16 protein-coding genes and 1 other RNA gene are annotated in these 12,968 nt (G+C 64.2%); 11 read left to right on the forward strand and 6 right to left on the reverse strand.

Translation table 11 applies throughout. The features are described from left to right. Window positions 1-31: 31 nt before the first annotated feature. Window positions 32-2,881: an excinuclease ABC subunit UvrA gene (gene uvrA / locus M52SOB_RS11180; protein ID WP_131111881.1), complete on the reverse strand. Its 2,850-nt coding sequence runs from the start codon at window positions 2,879-2,881 to the stop codon at window positions 32-34. Window positions 2,882-3,009: 128 nt separating this feature from the next. On the opposite strand from uvrA, the gene M52SOB_RS11185 reads away from it, so the two are divergent. The 5 genes from M52SOB_RS11185 to M52SOB_RS11205 are packed head-to-tail and all read left to right on the forward strand — an operon-like array spanning window position 3,010 to window position 6,657. Beyond that, on the forward strand, window positions 3,010-3,261 hold the full coding sequence (locus M52SOB_RS11185) for a type II toxin-antitoxin system VapB family antitoxin (RefSeq protein ID WP_131111882.1): 252 nt from the start codon (window positions 3,010-3,012) through the stop codon (window positions 3,259-3,261). Then, window positions 3,258-3,659: a type II toxin-antitoxin system VapC family toxin gene (gene vapC / locus M52SOB_RS11190; RefSeq protein WP_131111883.1), complete on the forward strand. Its 402-nt coding sequence runs from the start codon at window positions 3,258-3,260 to the stop codon at window positions 3,657-3,659. Before M52SOB_RS11185 ends, vapC begins: the two co-directional genes overlap by 4 nt. A 13-nt stretch (window positions 3,660-3,672) precedes the next feature. Beyond that, on the forward strand, window positions 3,673-4,860 hold the full coding sequence (locus M52SOB_RS11195) for an MFS transporter (RefSeq protein ID WP_131111884.1): 1,188 nt from the start codon (window positions 3,673-3,675) through the stop codon (window positions 4,858-4,860). Window positions 4,861-4,869: 9 nt separating this feature from the next. Further along, the gene (gene ssb / locus M52SOB_RS11200) at window positions 4,870-5,322 is read left to right on the forward strand and encodes a single-stranded DNA-binding protein (protein ID WP_131111885.1); all 453 of its coding nucleotides are present in this window, start codon (window positions 4,870-4,872) and stop codon (window positions 5,320-5,322) included. Between the two features lie 6 nt (window positions 5,323-5,328). Beyond that, window positions 5,329-6,657 (forward strand): TAXI family TRAP transporter solute-binding subunit, encoded by a 1,329-nt coding sequence (locus M52SOB_RS11205; RefSeq protein WP_131111886.1) that lies wholly within the window; start codon window positions 5,329-5,331, stop codon window positions 6,655-6,657. Here the strand turns inward: M52SOB_RS11205 and rfaE2 are convergent. The 5 genes from rfaE2 to M52SOB_RS11230 are packed head-to-tail and all read right to left on the reverse strand — an operon-like array spanning window position 6,644 to window position 9,135. Then, window positions 6,644-7,138 carry a D-glycero-beta-D-manno-heptose 1-phosphate adenylyltransferase gene (rfaE2, locus tag M52SOB_RS11210; protein ID WP_131111887.1) on the reverse strand — a complete coding sequence of 165 codons (495 nt, stop codon included), beginning with the start codon at window positions 7,136-7,138 and terminating at the stop codon, window positions 6,644-6,646. The two genes, M52SOB_RS11205 and rfaE2, sit on opposite strands and share 14 nt — an antisense overlap. Then, the gene (locus M52SOB_RS11215) at window positions 7,135-7,785 is read right to left on the reverse strand and encodes a BON domain-containing protein (protein ID WP_131111888.1); all 651 of its coding nucleotides are present in this window, start codon (window positions 7,783-7,785) and stop codon (window positions 7,135-7,137) included. The genes rfaE2 and M52SOB_RS11215 overlap by 4 nt, the downstream gene beginning before the upstream one ends. Next, window positions 7,782-8,375 (reverse strand): phosphoheptose isomerase, encoded by a 594-nt coding sequence (locus tag M52SOB_RS11220; protein WP_131111889.1) that lies wholly within the window; start codon window positions 8,373-8,375, stop codon window positions 7,782-7,784. The genes M52SOB_RS11215 and M52SOB_RS11220 overlap by 4 nt, the downstream gene beginning before the upstream one ends. 54 nt (window positions 8,376-8,429) lie before the next feature. Then, window positions 8,430-8,795 carry an HIRAN domain-containing protein gene (locus tag M52SOB_RS11225; protein WP_131111890.1) on the reverse strand — a complete coding sequence of 122 codons (366 nt, stop codon included), beginning with the start codon at window positions 8,793-8,795 and terminating at the stop codon, window positions 8,430-8,432. Then, entirely contained in the window at window positions 8,776-9,135 is a 360-nt protein-coding gene (locus M52SOB_RS11230; RefSeq protein ID WP_131111891.1) for a YraN family protein, read from the reverse strand. The genes M52SOB_RS11225 and M52SOB_RS11230 overlap by 20 nt, the downstream gene beginning before the upstream one ends. Here M52SOB_RS11230 and rsmI point away from each other — a divergent pair. The 6 genes from rsmI to mraZ all read left to right on the forward strand — a co-directional run bounded on the left by rsmI (window position 9,134) and on the right by mraZ (window position 12,963). Beyond that, window positions 9,134-9,982: a 16S rRNA (cytidine(1402)-2'-O)-methyltransferase gene (rsmI, locus tag M52SOB_RS11235; protein ID WP_131111892.1), complete on the forward strand. Its 849-nt coding sequence runs from the start codon at window positions 9,134-9,136 to the stop codon at window positions 9,980-9,982. The genes M52SOB_RS11230 and rsmI overlap by 2 nt on opposite strands. 7 nt (window positions 9,983-9,989) lie before the next feature. Beyond that, on the forward strand, window positions 9,990-10,304 hold the full coding sequence (locus M52SOB_RS11240; protein WP_131111893.1) for a nucleotidyltransferase domain-containing protein: 315 nt from the start codon (window positions 9,990-9,992) through the stop codon (window positions 10,302-10,304). After that, a complete protein-coding gene (gene pyrC / locus M52SOB_RS11245; protein ID WP_131111894.1) occupies window positions 10,297-11,367 on the forward strand; it encodes a dihydroorotase in 1,071 nt (356 codons plus the stop codon). Before M52SOB_RS11240 ends, pyrC begins: the two co-directional genes overlap by 8 nt. Further along, window positions 11,364-11,771, forward strand: coding sequence for a hypothetical protein (locus M52SOB_RS11250; RefSeq protein ID WP_131111895.1), 408 nt, complete (start codon window positions 11,364-11,366; stop codon window positions 11,769-11,771). The genes pyrC and M52SOB_RS11250 overlap by 4 nt, the downstream gene beginning before the upstream one ends. A gap of 173 nt (window positions 11,772-11,944) precedes the next feature. Next, an RNA gene (rnpB, locus tag M52SOB_RS11255) (RNase P RNA component class A) lies at window positions 11,945-12,319 on the forward strand. Between the two features lie 194 nt (window positions 12,320-12,513). Continuing rightward, window positions 12,514-12,963 (forward strand): division/cell wall cluster transcriptional repressor MraZ, encoded by a 450-nt coding sequence (gene mraZ, locus M52SOB_RS11260; RefSeq protein ID WP_131111896.1) that lies wholly within the window; start codon window positions 12,514-12,516, stop codon window positions 12,961-12,963. The last annotated feature ends 5 nt before the right edge of the window (window positions 12,964-12,968 follow it).

The following is a 12,968-nucleotide window of genomic DNA, read 5'->3' on the forward strand; positions in this document are numbered from 1 at the left end:
TCCAATTCCGATTGGAGCGGAAATTTTATATTCATTTGCAACGGCGTGCCGTCCCGTCAGCGCCGATTTTCAGCATGGGCGCCAGATAGCGCCCGGTATGGCTGCCCATGCTTTGCGCCACGGCTTCCGGCGCGCCCGTGGCGATGATGCGCCCGCCGCCGTCGCCGCCTTCCGGCCCGAGATCGACGATCCAGTCCGCGGTCTTGATGACGTCGAGATTGTGTTCGATGACGACGATCGTATTGCCGGCATCGCGCAGGCGGTGCAGGACTTTCAACAGCATCTCGATGTCGTGGAAATGCAGCCCCGTGGTCGGTTCGTCGAGGATGTAGAGCGTGCGGCCGGTATCGCGTTTGGAGAGTTCCAGCGCGAGTTTCACGCGCTGCGCCTCACCGCCGGAAAGCGTCGTCGCACTTTGCCCGAGCTGGATGTAGGACAAGCCGACATCGATCAGCGTCTGCAGTTTCCTCGCCACCACCGGCACCGGCGCGAAGAATTCATAGGCCTGTTCGACGGTCATCTGCAGCACTTCATAGATCGTCTTGCCCTTGTAGCGAATTTCGAGTGTTTCGCGGTTGTAGCGTTTGCCGTGGCAGACGTCGCAGGGCACGAAGATGTCGGGCAAAAAGTGCATCTCCACCTTGATCATGCCGTCGCCCTGGCAGGCTTCGCAGCGGCCGCCCTTGACGTTGAAGGAAAACCGCCCCGGCCCGTAGCCGCGCTCCCTCGCCTGCGGCACGGCGGCGAAGAGCTCGCGGATCGGCGTGAGCAGCCCCGTGTAGGTGGCGGGGTTCGAGCGCGGGGTGCGGCCGATCGGGCTTTGGTCGACGTTGATGACCTTGTCGAAATATTCGAGGCCCTGGATTTCCTCGTGCGGCGCGGGTTCCAGTGCCGAGCCGTAGAGGTGGCGCGCCGCCGCGGCGTAGAGCGTGTCGTTGATCAGCGTCGATTTACCGGAGCCGGAGACGCCGGTGATGCAGGTCAGGAGCCCGACCGGGATTTCGAGATCGACGCGCTTGAGGTTGTTGCCGGTGGCGCCGAGGATTTTCAGCTGCCGCGCCGGATTGGGCGGCGTGCGTTTCTTCGGCACCTCGATCCGGCGCCGGCCGGAGAGATAGGCGCCGGTCAGCGATTCTGGATGCGCCGCGATTTCGGCCGGCGTGCCCTGCGCGACGATGCGCCCGCCATGTTCGCCCGCGCCCGGCCCCATGTCGACGACATGATCGGCCGATTCGATCGCCTCTTGGTCGTGCTCGACGACGATCACCGTGTTGCCCAGATCGCGCAAATTGGCGAGCGTTTGCAGCAGGCGGGTGTTGTCGCGCTGGTGTAGACCGATCGACGGCTCGTCGAGCACATACATCACGCCGGTGAGGCCCGAACCGATTTGGGAAGCCAGCCGGATGCGCTGCGCCTCGCCGCCTGAGAGCGTCTCGGCCGAACGGTCGAGCGAGAGGTAATCGAGGCCGACGTTGATCAGGAAGGTCAAGCGCGAGGTGATTTCCTTGATGATCTTCTCGGCCACCTGGGCGCGCTGGCCGGTGAGCTGCAAGAGGTTGAAGAAGTCGCGGCAGTCGATGAGGCTCAAGCGGCTCACCTCGGCGATCGTCTTGCCGCCGACGAAGACATGGCGCGCTTCGCGCCGCAGGCGCGCGCCGCCGCAGTCCGGGCAGGGCTTGTGATTGAGGTATTTCACCAGCTCTTCGCGCACCATCTGGCTCTCGGTCTCGCGGTAGCGGCGTTCGAGATTGGGGATGATGCCCTCGAAGGTATGCGCGCGCTCGAAGCGCGTGCCTTTTTCGTTGAGATAGCGAAAGCGAATCGACTCGCGTCCGGAACCGTAGAGCACGACCTGGCGCACGCTTTCCGGCAGCGCCTCGAAGGGCGTGTCGACATCGAAGCCGTAATGCGCGGCGAGCGATTCGATCATCTGGAAATAGAACTGGTTGCGCTTGTCCCATCCCTTGATCGCGCCGGCGGCGAGGCTCAAATGCGGATAGGCGACGACGCGCGCCGGATCGAAGAACTGGATCTGTCCCAAGCCATCGCATTGCGGGCAGGCGCCCATCGGGTTGTTGAATGAAAACAGGCGCGGCTCGAGTTCGGGCAGCGCATAGCCGCAATGCGGGCAGGCGAACTTGGCCGAGAACAGATGCTCGACGCCGCTGTCCATCTCGACCGCGATGCAGCGGCCTTCGGCGTGGGTGAGCGCGGTCTCGAAGGATTCCGCCAGCCGCTGGCGCTGGTCGGCACGCACCTTGAGGCGATCGACGACGACATCGACCGAGTGCTTCTTCGTTTTGGCGAGCTTCGGCAAGGCATCGATGTCATACACCTTGCCATCGACGCGCAGGCGCACGAAGCCCTGGGCCTTCAATTCGGCGAACAGGTCGAGTTGCTCGCCCTTGCGGTCGGCAACGACCGGCGCGAGGATCATCAGCTTCGTATCCTCGGGCAAGGCCAGCACGTGATCGACCATCTGCGAGACGCTCATCGCCTCGAGCGCCACGCCATGTTCGGGGCAATGCGGTTGGCCTGCGCGCGCGTAGAGCAGGCGCAGGTAGTCGTGGATCTCGGTCACCGTGCCGACGGTCGAACGCGGATTGTGGGAAGTCGCCTTCTGCTCGATGGAAATAGCAGGCGAGAGGCCCTCGATCAGGTCGACGTCGGGCTTCTCCATGAGTTGCAGGAACTGGCGCGCGTAGGCCGAGAGCGATTCGACATAACGGCGCTGGCCTTCGGCATAGAGCGTGTCGAAGGCGAGCGAAGACTTGCCGGAGCCGGACAAGCCGGTGATCACGGTGAGCTGGTTGCGCGGCAGATCGAGATCGATGTTCTTGAGGTTGTGCGTCCTGGCGCCGCGAATCTTGATCGTTTCCATGCGGGATCGAAAAAATGGCGAACATGACACTATACGGAAAATCCCTGCCGTCCCGCCAGCGCCGAGAGCTTGCCCAACTGGCGCATCGTGCGTAAAATATGTATTAGGTGAGTTACGGAATACACATCATGCGCACGAACATCATCCTCGATGACGAACTCATCGCCCAGGCGATGAAGGCCGGGCCGTTCAAGACCAAGAAAGAGGCGGTCGATGCAGGCTTGCGTCTGCTCGCCCGTCAAGCCGCCTACCGCGAGATTCTCGCCTTACGCGGCAAGCTGCGTTGGGAAGACGCCCAGCCCGCCGCAAGCCAGCTGGTCATGGAACCGACCGTTCGCTACGAGGCGAGCGAGACCGATACGACGGCGACGGGCAAATGATCCTCGTCGACGCTTCCGTCTGGATCGACTTCTTCAACGGCCGTGAGACGGCGGCGGTCGCACGGCTCGCCGATCTGCTCGCCGATGGCGCAGCACCGCTGGAAATGGCCGATCTGACCCTGTTCGAGGTGCTGCGCGGCTTTCGCCATCCCGAAGACTTCTATGCGGCAAAACGGGCGCTCGCCGCCTTGCCGGTGGTCGCAATCGGCGGAGCGGAGAATGCGCACGCCGCCGCGGAACATTATCGGGCATTGCGCAGGCTGGGCATTACAATCAAGAGCCCGATCGACGTGCTGCTCGCCAGTTACTGCATCGAACACGGCTATGCGCTGCTGCACAGCGACGCCGATTTCGACGCGCTCGAAGCACACCGCGGCTTGCGAGTCTGGCGTCATTGAGAGAGTTTTTTCCATGCGTTTCTCCGCCATCGACCCGATGACCCCCGCCGAACGGCGCACCGGCGGCGTGCTGGCCGCGATCTTCGGCCTGCGTATGCTGGGCCTGTTCCTCGTGCTGCCGGTATTCGTCGTGCTTGCGAAGCACCTGCCGGGCGGCGACGATGCCGCACTGGTCGGCCTGGCGCTGGGCGCCTATGGCCTGACCCAAGCCTTTTTGCAGATCCCATTCGGCATCGCCTCCGATCGTTTCGGCAGGAAGCCGGTGATCGTCTTTGGCCTGCTACTGTTCGCAGCCGGCAGCTTCGTCGCCGCAGCTGCGCCAAACATCCACGTCATGATCCTCGGCCGCGTGCTGCAGGGCGCCGGTGCGATTTCCGCCGCGATCACCGCGCTGGCGGCCGACCTGACGCGCGAACAGCATCGCACCAAGGTGATGGCGATGATCGGCGCCTCGATCGGCCTGGTGTTCGCCGCCTCGCTGGTGATCGCGCCGCCGCTGGCCGCCGCACTCGGACTCTCCGGCCTGTTCGTGCTGATCGGCGCACTCGCGCTGGGCGCCATCGTGTTGCTGTTCGCTGCCGTTCCGCCAGCGCCGAGTTTCGCCACGCACGAACGTCCGCCGTTCTCCGCCGTGCTGTTCGATGCGAAACTCGCACGCATCAATTTCGGCGTCTTCGCGCTGCACCTGATGCAGACGGCGCTGTGGGTCGTGATTCCGCCGGCGCTCATCACCGCCGGGCTTCCCGGCGGCGAGCACTGGAAGATCTATCTGCCGGCGGTGCTGCTCTCGTTCGCCGTCATGGTGCCGGCGGTCATCGCCGCCGAGAAGCGCGGCCGCATGCGGTCGATCTATGCCGGCGCGGTGGCGCTGCTGGTTCTCGTGCAGGGGGGACTCGCCCTGTTCGGCGGCGGCCTGTGGAGTGTGGGCTTCTGGCTGCTGCTGTTCTTCGTCGCCTTCAATATCCTCGAAGCACTGCAGCCCTCGCTGATCTCGCGCCTCGCGCCGCCGGCGGCCAAGGGCGCGGCACTGGGCATCTACAACACGACGCAATCGTTCGGTCTGTTCCTCGGCGGCGCACTGGGCGGCTGGCTGGTCAAACACCACGGCGCCGTCGGCGTTCATCTCGCTTGCGCCGTGCTTGGTATCATCTGGCTGATGCTGGCGTCACGACTTGCGACGCCCCAACCACTGACGAACTAGGGAGAGAACATGGCCTCGGTGAATAAAGTGATTCTGGTAGGCAACCTCGGCGCGGACCCGGAGATCCGCTATCTGCCGAACGGCGATGCCGTCGCGAACATCCGGCTGGCCACCACCGAAAGCTGGAAGGACAAGGCCACCGGCGAGAAGAAGGAGCTCACCGAGTGGCACCGCGTCGTCTTCTACCGCAAGCTCGCCGAGATCGCCGGCCAGTATCTCAAGAAAGGATCGCAGGTCTATGTCGAAGGCCGCTTGCGTACCCGCAAGTGGCAGGGTCAGGATGGACAGGACCGCTATACCACCGAGATCGAGGCCAACGAGATGCAGATGCTCGGCCGGCGTGAAGGGATGGGCGATGCCGGCCCACGCGACAGCGGTGCGCGGCCGGCAGCGCGCCCGGCGCCGCAGAGCGCGCCGAGCAATGGCGGCTTCAATGATGTCGAGGACGACATCCCGTTCTAGCGATCGATGGCAAACCGGCGTCACCTGCGGGAGTATTCGCCGCGCGACCTGCTGATCGTCGGTTTGCCGCTGCTGCTGCTGGTTTTCGCCGGTTTCTGGTTCGCCTCGCGCTTCATCCGTCCCGCCCCGCCGGACACGCTGACGCTCTCCACCGGCAGCGAAGGCGGCGCCTATCAGCGTTTCGGCGCGATTTACAAAGACGTGCTGGCCCGCTACGGCGTCACCGTCATCGAACGCCCTTCGGCCGGCTCGACCGAGAATCTGGCGCGGCTGCGCGACCCGAACGAAGCCGTCGATGCCACCTTCATCCAGGGCGGCACGGCGAGCATCCAGGATGACGACGCGCTTTACTCGCTGGGCAGCCTCTACTACGAACCGTTGTGGATTTTTTATCGCGCCGAGCTCGGCACACCCACGCGGCTCGCCGATCTGAAAGGCAAGCGAATCGCGATCGGCGCGCCTGGCAGTGGCACCCGTTATCTCGCCGACCAGCTGCTCTCCGCGAGCCAGATCGACGGCAAAAACGCTCGACTGGTCGAACAAGGCGGTCTGGGTCTGGCGCAATCTTTCGCCAACAGAACGATCGATGCTGCCTTCGTGGTCGGCCCTACCCAATCGGCAACGGTTTGGACTTTGCTGCATACGCCCGGGGTGCGGCTGATGAACCTCGTCCATGCCGCAGCCTACACGCGCCAGTTTCCGTGGCTGAACAAGCTCGTGTTGCCGCGCGGCGCGATCGACCTGGCGCAGGACCAGCCGCCGACGGACATCGAACTGCTTGCACCGACGGCGACGCTGGTGGTGCGCGCCGACACCCACCCAGCGCTGATCGACCTCATGATGCAGGCGATGACCGAAGCTCACGGCGGTGCAGGCATCTTTCAGCGCGCCGGAGAATTCCCCCGCCCTACCGCCGCGGGCAGCGTGGATTTCCCGCTCTCGCCCGAGGCGCAGCGCTTCTACAAATCGGGCAAACCCTGGCTGCAACGCTTCCTGCCGTTCTGGGCGGCGACCCTGATCGACCGCATGGTGGTGATGCTGATCCCGCTGTTCGCGGTCTTGATCCCGGTGCTGAAATTCGCGCCCGGACTCTACAACTGGCGCATCAAGTCGCGCATCTACCGGCGTTATGGTGAGCTCAAGTTCCTCGAAGCCGAACTCGAAGCCGATCCGACGAAGCTCTCGCGCGAGGAATGGATGCAGCGCGTCGATGCGATCGAGCGCGAAGTCAATCACCTGGCGGTGCCGCTGGCTTTCAGCGACATGATCTACACCCTACGCGTGCATCTGGGGCTGGTGCGCAAGGCGATCGACAAGGCCACTACAAGCGCCTGATCTTCTCCAGCAGCGCGGTGGTGGAGCGCGTGTGCAGGAAGGGGATCGAATGCACTTCCCCACCCCAGCCGAGGACTTCCGCCGCGCCGACGATTTTGTCGACCGGCCAATCGCCACCCTTGACGAGCATCTCGGGCCGGCAGTCGAGGATGCGTTGGAGGGGCGTATCTTCGTCGAACCAGGTGACCAGCGAGACGCTTTCCAGCGCGGCGAGCACCGCCATGCGATCCTCCAGTCCGTTGACCGGCCGGTCATCGCCCTTGCCGAGGCGTTTCACCGACGCATCGGAATTGACGGCGACGATCAGGCTCGCGCCCAAGGCGCGCGCCTGGGCGAGATAGGTGACATGGCCGCGATGCAGGATGTCGAAGCAGCCGTTGGTGAAGACCCTGGGCGCCGGCAGCAAAGCCGCGCGCGCAGCGAGCTCCGCCGGCGCGCAGATTTTTTGTTCGAAGCTGGGCGGCGGATAAGTCGCTCTCACTGCGCCGGCTTGGGCTGGGCTTGCTGGGCTGGCGTGCCGGAAGACGCCTGGCCGCTGCCGGAAAGACGTTGCGCCTCGGCCTCGGAAATGATCTCGAAGACGCGCACGACCTTTTTCACGCCACCGGTGGTGCGGGCGATCTCGACCGCGGCATTGGCTTCCTTCTGCGTCACCAGGCCCATCAGATAGACCACGCCGTCCTCGGTGACCACCTTGACATGATTGGCCGCGAACTGGTTGGCATCGATGAAACGCGCCTTGACCTTCGAGGTGATGTAGGTGTCATTGCTGCGCGAGGCCAAGGAGCTCGCGCCGGCGATGGCGAGCTCGTTGCTGATCGCCTTGACGTTCGGCACCGCGGCGACGATTTTTTCCACCTCCGCCTTGGTGGCGGCATCCGGCACTTCGCCGGTCAAGAGCACGGTGCGGTTGTAGCTGGTGACATTGACATGGGTGTTGCTGCCAAACTTTTCCGAAATGCGGTTGGCTGCGCGCAGCTCGATGCCTTCGTCGGTCACCTGGGTCTCGGTCGTGCGGCGGTCGGCATAGGCCAGCACGCCGACGCCGGTGCCGACGGCCACGGCGCCGAAGCAGCCGGACAGGAGGGGAACGAGGGTCGCAAGCAGGATCAGGATGCGTCGATTCATTGGCTTTCTCCTAGAGTGAGCGCGTCGATGCCGTCGCACAGGCAGTGGATCGTCAGGAGATGGACTTCCTGGATGCGCGCCGTGCGGCTGGCGGGTACACAGATATGAATGTCGTCCGAGCGGAGCTGCCGGCCGATGGTTCCGCCGCCCTTGCCGGTGAGCGCCACGACCCGTACGCCTTTGGCATGCGCCGCGGTGATCGCCGCGGCAACGTTCGGCGAATTGCCCGAAGTGGAAATCGCCAGCAGGACATCGCCGGCGCGGCCGAGCGCCGCGACCTGCTTGGCGAACACCTGGTCGTAGGCGTAATCGTTGGCGATCGAGGTCAGGGTCGACGTGTCGGTGGTCAGCGCGATCGCCGCCAGCGGCGCGCGTTCCTTCTCGAAGCGGTTCAAAAGCTCGGCGGCGAAATGCTGGGAATCGGCAGCGGAGCCGCCATTGCCGCAGGCCATCACCTTGCCGCCGGCGGCGAGGCACTGCGTCATCAGGCGTACCGCCGCCTCGATGGGCGCGGCGAGGTCGGCCAAAGCCGCCTGTTTGACGGCGATGCTTTCCTCGAATTGATGGTGGATGCGTTGGGCGAGATTCATGATGCGATGATTCTACCCGGCGACGGGAAAGCCCCGACGGCGGGAATAGCACGCTCAAAGAACCACAAATACATCGATCCGCAGCCGCCGCCAGGGGTTCTTGTGCTTGACGAGCGCCGCGATGCGGCCTTCGACCTGCTCGCCGCGATCCATCGCCGCAGCGACCGCCTCGTTCTCGGCGCGCGGCAGATAGCCGAGCATCACGCCACGCCATTCGACGCGCACCGCGCGGCGGTCATAGGGATTGTCCGGCTCGCGGATCAGGGCGAGCCGATCGCCGATACGCATCTCGTCCCACAGCGCCTCGCCGGCGTGATACTGAAAGCCGGCGAGCGGCGAGCTTTGCACGAGGAGTCTGATGCTCTCCGCCCGCGCCGCAAGGCTGATGACCAGGAACAGGCTAATCCAGACGAAACGCATCCTTGAGCCACTCGATTTTGCCGCCATCGATCAGCACACAGTCGAACCGGCAGGGCGAGTCGCCATGCCGGGCGAGCCAGTGGCGCGCCGCGAGGATCAGACGCTTTTGCTTCGTCGGCGTGATGCTCGCCGCCGCGCCGCCAAAGTCGGTTCTGGCGCGAGCGCGCACCTCGACGAACACGGTGATGCCACCTTCGCGACAGACCAGATCGATCTCGCCGCCCTTGACGCGAAAATTGCGCGCGAGGATCGCCAGCCCCTCCGCGGCGAGATGACGCGCGGCGCTCTCTTCGCCGGCATCGCCGAGTGCTTTCCTGTTCCGGGGGATAATGCCGTTCATGACCGCCACATTATTCATCGTCGCCACCCCGATCGGCAACCTCTCCGACATCACGCTGCGCGCGCTGGAGACGCTGAAATCCGTCGCCGTGATCGCCTGCGAGGACAAGCGCCATGCGCGGCGGCTTCTGGCGCATTATGACATCCGCACGCCGCTGCTGGCATTGCACGAACACAACGAACGGCAGGCGGCGGAACGGCTGATCGAACGGCTTGCCGCAGGTCATGACGTCGCGCTGATCTCGGACGCCGGCACGCCCGCGGTGTCGGATCCCGGCGCGCGCGCGGTGGCCGCCGTGCGTGCGGCGGGATTTCGCGTCGTGCCGATTCCCGGCCCGAACGCCGCGATCGCCGCACTCTCGGCAGCAGGCTTCGAGGGGCCGTTCTGCTTCGTCGGCTTTTTGCCGCCCAAAGTCGGCGCTCGCCGGACGGCACTCGAAGGCATCAAGTCTTTGCCGGCCACCCTCGTGTTCTACGAAGCGCCCCATCGCATCGTCGAGACCGTCGCCGACCTCGCGGCAATCCTGGAGCCGGAGCGGGAAATCGTCATCGCCCGCGAGCTGACCAAGCTGTTCGAACAGATCGAACGCATGCCGCTGCTTGCTGCGCCAGCCTGGCTTGCCAGCGATGAAAACCATCGCCGCGGCGAATTCGTGCTCATCGTCTCCGCGCCGCCGCCGCACGAGGGACTCGATGCCGAGAGCGAGCGCATCCTGAAACTGCTGCTTGCGGAGTTACCCGTCAAACAGGCGGCGAGGCTCGCTGCTGCAATCACCGGCCAGCCGAAGAACGACCTCTATGCGCGGGCACTGGCGCTGCGCCGGAACAGCAGCGAGGGCTCGCTATAATCGTTTCATGGGTCAGCAAGCCATATTCGACGAGATCGCACGCCGGCTGGTGGAGGAATTTTCCCCCCTGCGGATCTATCTCTTCGGCTCGCAAGCATGGGGCAAGCCGGGATTGGAGAGCGACATCGATCTCATGGTGATCGTCCCAGAAAGTAAAGAGCCCCGCTACCAGCGGGCCATGCGCGCCCATCGCGCATTGGCCGATTTGCCCGTGTCCAAGGATGTAGTGGTCGAAACCGCTGAAGAATTCGCCTTTCGGGCTCAGGCACCCTCCTCGCTCGAATACAAAATCAGTCAGGAGGGACGGTTACTGTATGGATGAAGCCACACCCATTCTGACGGCCGAACGACTGACCCTCACCCGCCCCGACGACTGGCACCTGCACCTGCGCGATGGCGAGGCGCTCAAAGCGGTGCTGCCGGATACGGTAAAGCGCTTCGCGCGCGCCATCGTGATGCCGAATCTCAAGCCGCCGGTGACCACCGTTACGCAGGCAGCGGCGTATCGTCAGCGGATTCTCGCTGCCGTCCCGCCAGGACCGACTTTCACACCCTTGATGACGCTGTATCTGACCGACGACCTGCCGGCCGACGAGATCGAGCGGGCGATCGACAGCGGCATCATTCACGCGGTGAAGCTCTATCCCGCCGGCGCGACGACGAATTCCGCTGCCGGGGTCACCGACCTCAAGAAATGCAGCGCAACGCTCGCCCGCATGGAAAGGCTCGGCCTGCCGCTCTTGGTGCATGGCGAGGTTACCGATCCGGCAGTGGACATTTTCGACCGCGAGGCGGTGTTCATCGAACGGGTGCTCACGCCGCTCCTCAAGGATTTTCCGGCGCTCAAAGTGGTGCTCGAACATGTCACGACCCAAGACGGCGTCGAGTTCGTCAAGGCATGTGGGGCGAACGTCGCGGCGACGATCACCGCGCATCATCTGCTGTTGAACCGCAACGCGATTTTCGCCGGTGGCATCCGGCCCCACCACTACTGCCTGCCGGTTTTGAAGCGCGAGACCCATCGTCAGGCGCTGTTGACTGCGGCGACTTCCGGCAACCCGAAGTTCTTCCTCGGCACCGACTCCGCGCCGCACGCGCGCCGCACGAAAGAGGCCGCTTGCGGCTGCGCCGGCTGCTACACCGCGCATGCCGGCATCGAACTGTATGCCGAAGCCTTCGAGCAGGCCGGCGCGCTCGACCGACTCGAAGGCTTCGCGAGCCACTTCGGCGCCGACTTCTACGCTCTGCCGCGCAATACGGAGCAAATCACCCTCGTGCGCGCAGCTTGGCGCGTGCCAGACGAACTGCCCTATCTCGCCGACGATGTGCTCGTGCCGCTGCGGGCCGGCGCGACCGTCGGCTGGAAACTGGAGGATATGCAATGAAGCGGCGCTTCTTGTGCCTTTGTCTCTTGCCTCTGCTCGCCGCCTGTACAAAGGAACCCGCCGGCTACGAGATCGAAGGCGGCAACCATTCGCTGACCGTGGAACGCAACAAGCCTTATTTCTGGAGCAGCGGCTGGGAGCTCGATCTGATCGTGACCCGCTACCCGGAATGCCAGCGCCGCTATGCGCTCAAGAAAGCCGGCGAGAAAGTGCGTGTCGATCTCTATCGCACACCGACGGGAGCTTACATCCTCAACCAGGGCAAACGCTGGTATGTCGCCGAAACGCAAACTTGCCGCATGCAGCCCTTCGAAGAAGAGCCCCCCGAACCCGGCGAATTCATTGGCAGCTTCCGCGTCAAGAACGGCGTCTTCACCTTCGTACCCGAGTCAGGCGACAGGTAACTGGTTACGGGTTACGGGTTACGGGTTACGGGTTACGGGTTACGGGTTACGGGTTACGGGTTACGGGTTACGGGTTACGGGTTACGGGTTACGGGTTACGAATGGATATGGGTCGCGCACAGCGCGACAATTTTTTCTGAACCCTGACCCCTGAATCCTGTATCCTGACAGCGGAAGTCCGCCAGGCAGCCGCGGCGCCGCGAGGCGACGAGGAAAGTCCGGGCCCCATAGAGCAGGATGCCGGCTAACGGCCGGGCGCAGCAAGCCGCCCCGTTGTGACGGAGCGGCCCAAGGCGACGGAAAGTGGCACAGAAAACATACCGCCCAAGTCCTTCGCGGACCGGCAAGGGTGAAAAGGCGAGGTAAGAGCTCACCGCGCCGCCAGTAATGGCGGCGGCAGGCAAAACCCCATCCGGGGCAAGGCCAAATAGGGGAGCGATGGCGTGGCTCGCGCCGCTCCCGGGTAGGCTGCTTGAGCCTGTCGGCAACGGCAGGCCTAGAGGAATGGCTGCCCACGACAGAACCCGGCTTATCGGCGGACTTCCATCCCCACTCCTCACAAACTACTTTCAAAACGTTTTTTCGCGTTTTGATTTTCAAGGATTTTATTTTCAGGAATCCATCGCATTTCGTCGATAAGTCATTGTGCTGCCGGAAAAATTCCTCGTTCTCCTATTGACTCGTCCCAATAGGTGGAATAAAGTGGGGCTGAGTGGGGATAAGTGGGAACAAAGGGGAGCGAGTGTTCCAAGGCGCGGCACAACTGAGTCTGGATGCAAAAGGGCGGCTGGCGATCCCCGCCCGGCACCGCGACGACCTCGTCGCGGCCGGCAATGGCCGGCTCGTGCTCACCGCGCATCCACACCGTTGCCTGCTGCTCTATCCCGAGCCCGCCTGGCAACCGATCCGCGACAAGATCCTTGCCGCGCCGAGCTTCGATCCGCGCTCGGCGGCCCTGAAGCGCATCCTGGTCGGCAACGCGCGCGATTGCGAGATCGATGCGGCCGGCCGCATCCTGATCGCGCCGGAACTGCGCGACACCGCGGAGTTCGACAAACAGGTATGGCTGGTGGGCATGGGCTCCCACTTCGAGATCTGGAGCGACGCCGGCTGGCGCCGCCAGCATGAGACCGCCTTCGAGGCCCTGGCCGGCAGCGAGCCGCCGCCGGGATTCGAGGGTATTTCGCTGTGAGCGGC

Origin of the sequence: Sulfuricystis thermophila (genome assembly GCF_004323595.1) — a bacterium.
Classification (GTDB): domain Bacteria; phylum Pseudomonadota; class Gammaproteobacteria; order Burkholderiales; family Rhodocyclaceae; genus Sulfuricystis; species Sulfuricystis thermophila.

Coding starts and splice junctions, on each gene's coding strand:
- rsmI (WP_131111892.1), top strand. CDS start 9,134: ATGACCGCCACATTATTCATCGTCGCCACCCCGATCGGCAACCTCTCC.
- vapC (WP_131111883.1), top strand. CDS start 3,258: ATGATCCTCGTCGACGCTTCCGTCTGGATCGACTTCTTCAACGGCCGT.
- uvrA (WP_131111881.1), bottom strand. CDS start 2,881: ATGGAAACGATCAAGATTCGCGGCGCCAGGACGCACAACCTCAAGAAC.
- M52SOB_RS11240 (WP_131111893.1), top strand. CDS start 9,990: ATGGGTCAGCAAGCCATATTCGACGAGATCGCACGCCGGCTGGTGGAG.
- M52SOB_RS11195 (WP_131111884.1), top strand. CDS start 3,673: ATGCGTTTCTCCGCCATCGACCCGATGACCCCCGCCGAACGGCGCACC.
- M52SOB_RS11185 (WP_131111882.1), top strand. CDS start 3,010: ATGCGCACGAACATCATCCTCGATGACGAACTCATCGCCCAGGCGATG.
- M52SOB_RS11225 (WP_131111890.1), bottom strand. CDS start 8,795: ATGCGTTTCGTCTGGATTAGCCTGTTCCTGGTCATCAGCCTTGCGGCG.
- M52SOB_RS11215 (WP_131111888.1), bottom strand. CDS start 7,785: ATGAATCGACGCATCCTGATCCTGCTTGCGACCCTCGTTCCCCTCCTG.
- ssb (WP_131111885.1), top strand. CDS start 4,870: ATGGCCTCGGTGAATAAAGTGATTCTGGTAGGCAACCTCGGCGCGGAC.
- pyrC (WP_131111894.1), top strand. CDS start 10,297: ATGGATGAAGCCACACCCATTCTGACGGCCGAACGACTGACCCTCACC.
- M52SOB_RS11220 (WP_131111889.1), bottom strand. CDS start 8,375: ATGAATCTCGCCCAACGCATCCACCATCAATTCGAGGAAAGCATCGCC.
- M52SOB_RS11230 (WP_131111891.1), bottom strand. CDS start 9,135: ATGAACGGCATTATCCCCCGGAACAGGAAAGCACTCGGCGATGCCGGC.
- M52SOB_RS11205 (WP_131111886.1), top strand. CDS start 5,329: ATGGCAAACCGGCGTCACCTGCGGGAGTATTCGCCGCGCGACCTGCTG.
- M52SOB_RS11250 (WP_131111895.1), top strand. CDS start 11,364: ATGAAGCGGCGCTTCTTGTGCCTTTGTCTCTTGCCTCTGCTCGCCGCC.